The sequence below is a fragment of the Streptomyces sp. NPDC003691 genome (assembly GCF_053981115.1).
On sequence record NZ_JBSFNQ010000205.1, the window covers coordinates 1 to 3,219 of the forward strand.

Here is a 3,219-nt window from a genome sequence, read left to right on the forward strand (position 1 = left end):
GGCAGGGGCGGGGTGAGGGTGGGGAGCCGTTGTGGTTGGGGTCGGTGAAGTCGAATGTGGGGCATACGCAGGCGGCTGCGGGTGTCGCGGGGATTGTGAAGATGGTGCTGGCGATGCGGCATGGGGTGCTGCCGCGGACGTTGCATGTGGACGAGCCGTCGGGGGAGGTGGACTGGGACTCGGGCGCGGTGGAGCTGCTGACCGAGGCGCGGGAGTGGGGCCGGAGCGGTGGCCGTCCGCGTCGGGCGGGGGTGTCGTCGTTCGGGATCAGCGGGACGAACGCGCATGTGATCGTCGAGGAGCCCCCGGCCGTGGCGGCGGCCGACTCTGAAGATGCTGCTCCGGTGGCGTGGGTGCTGTCCGGGAAGACGCCTGAGGCGGTGTCGTCGTATGCGGATCGTCTCGGGTCGTATCTGGCGGGGCGTGAGGGGATCCGGGCGGTGGATGTGGCCCGGTCGTTGGCGGGGCGGGCGCGGTTCGAACACCGTGCGGTGATCGTCGGCTCGGACCGGGACGAACTGCTGGACGGCCTAGGAAATGCGAGTTCCGTCCCTGCGGTACGGGGAATGCTTGCGCTGCTCTTTACGGGGCAGGGTGCGCAACGGTTGGGGATGGGCCGTGGGCTGGCCGGGCGTTTCCCGGTGTTCGCGGAGGCGTTCGACGAGGTGGCTTCGGCGCTGGATGCCCATTTGGAGCGGCCGTTGCGGGAGGTGGTGTGGGGTGAGGATGCCGCCTTGCTGGAGGAGACGGGTTGGGCGCAGCCCGGTCTGTTCGCCTTCGAAGTGGCGCTGTTCCGCCTCCTGGAGTCGGCTGGTCTGAAGCCGGATTACCTGGCTGGGCATTCGATCGGTGAGCTGGCGGCTGCGTATGTCGCGGGCGTACTGACCCTGGACGACGCGGCCCGCTTGGTGGCGGCGCGTGCCCGGTTGATGCAGGCGCTGCCGTCGGGTGGGGCGATGGCCTCGGTCCGCGCGAGCGAATCGGTTGTCCGTGATGCGCTCGTGGACGGTGTGGAGGTGGCGGCGGTCAACGGCCCGGCCTCCGTGGTGATCTCCGGCACCGAAAAGGCTGTTAAGGCCACCACCCGGCGCCTTAAGGGATACAAGGTGACCCGTCTCCGGGTCAGCCATGCCTTCCACTCGCTCCTGATGGAACCGATGCTGGCGGAGTTCTCGGAAGTCGCCTCAGCGCTTTCGTACACCCCGCCTCGGATTCCCTTCGTGTCCACGCTCACCGGTCTGCCAGTCACCGACGAATTGACCGACCCTGCCTACTGGGTGCGCCAGGTCCGTGAGCCGGTGCGTTTCGCCGACGCGGTCTCCACCCTCACCACCCAGGGCATCACTCGGTTCCTCGAAGTCGGCCCGGACACCGTCCTGGCACCCGCCGCCGAGGACTCCCTCCCCACCGGCACCCTCACACTCTCCTCCCAGCACCGCGACCGCGACGAAGCCCGCGCCCTTCTCACCGCCCTCGGCACCCTCCATACCCACGGCACCGACCTCGACCTGACCGCTCTCCACCCCACCGGCCACCACCTCCCCGACCTCCCCACCTACCCCTTCCAACGCGAACGCTTCTGGGCCGACACCCGCGAGTACTGGGCCGACGCCTGGGCGGGAGCGGGCGGCGGCGATGTCGTGTCGGCCGGGCTGAGGCCGCTCGCACACCCCCTGATGGGTGCCGCGATGGCGATGCCGGGTACGGACGAGCACGTCATCACCGGCCGGATCTCGCGGTCCACACACCCGTGGATGGCGGATCACGAGGTCATGGGCGTGGTACTGCTCCCGGGCGCCGCACTCGTGGAGATGGCGCTGCACGCGGGGCACCAGGTGAACTGCCCGGCCCTCGCGGAGCTGACGCTCCACGCGCCGCTGGTCCTGCCGGATCCGGCGTCCGTAGTGGTGCTGCGTGTCGTGGTCGGCGGTCCGGAGGGGTCCGGCTCGCGTGCCGTACGTGTGTACTCCGCCGCTGCCGACGACGGCCCCTGGACTCTCCATGCCGACGGGCAGCTGACGGCCGCCGCCCCGGAGCCCCCTGCCGAGAGCGGCCCATGGCCGCCCGACTCCGCCGAGGAGGTTCCGGCGGACGGCTTCTACCAGCGACTGCTCGACGACGGATACGCCTACGGGGGCACTTTCCAGGGACTCCGCAGGCTCTGGCGGCGAGGTGAGGAACTGTTCGCCGAGGTGGTTCTGCCGGAGCCCGTGGACGCCGAAGCGGACCGCTACGGTCTGCACCCCGCGCTCCTCGACGCCTGCCTGCACGCTCCCCTCCTTGCCGCGCCGGGTACTGACGAGGGTGCGATGCTCCCGTTCGTGTGGACCGATGTGGTCTGCCATGCGGTCGGTGCCACGCAACTCAGGGTCCGGATCGTGCCTTCCGGGCGGGATGCCGTCTCCCTTTCGGCCACCGATGTGCTGGGCAACCCGGTGCTGACCGTGGGAGCCCTGGTGTCCCGTCCGGTCCCGGCCGACCGGCTCGGGGCGCGGCCGGGGGAGCCGGACGCCGGATACCGCGTCGAATGGACGCCGGTTCCGAAGCCCTCCTGCCCGGTGCCACCGGTCCTCGTGGGTGAGGCGCTGAAGGGTGTCGCCGGGGCCACGCGCTTCACCGACCTGGCGGCACTCGCCGCGGCCGTCGACGAGGGCGCACCCGTACCCGACCGGGTGCTGGTCCGGTGCGGCCCGTACGACATCGACGGGGACAGGGACGGCAGGCACGGGGACGGGGACGGCGGGGACGGGGACGGCGATGTCCCGGCGCGGATCCGCGCCGTTACGGGGTATGCGCTGGAACTGGTCCAGGAGTGGCTGGCCCTGGAATCGCTCGCGGACTCCCGGCTCGTGTTCGTCACGACGAACGCCCTGCTGCCCGACGGCACCGGCCGCACCGACCTCGCGGTTGCGCCGGTGCTCGGTCTCCTCCGGTCGGCGCAGGCCGAGCACCCTGGCAGGTTCGGGCTGCTCGACACCGACGGGGGCACAGCCTCGGCAGCCGCTCTGACCGCGGCATCCGCCTCCACCGAGACGGAGATCGCCGTACGGGACGGTGAACTGTTCGTACCCCGGCTGGCCCGGGCCGCGGCCGCCGCCTCCGCCGAAGCCCCGGACCTGTCCGGGGGGACGGTGTTGGTGACGGGTGGGTTGGGTGGGTTGGGTGGTTTGGTGGCGCGGCATGTGGTGGTGGGTTGGGGGGTGCGGCGGTTGGTGTTGG

At 71.2% G+C, this 3,219-nt stretch carries 1 protein-coding gene; it reads left to right on the forward strand.

Annotation, left to right across the window (positions count from 1 at the left end; translation table 11 throughout):
- Positions 1 to 44: 44 nt before the first annotated feature.
- Positions 45 to 3,219 (forward strand): acyltransferase domain-containing protein (locus tag ACWDR0_RS34710; RefSeq protein WP_456355824.1); only part of this gene is annotated, 3,175 nt, incomplete at its 3' end.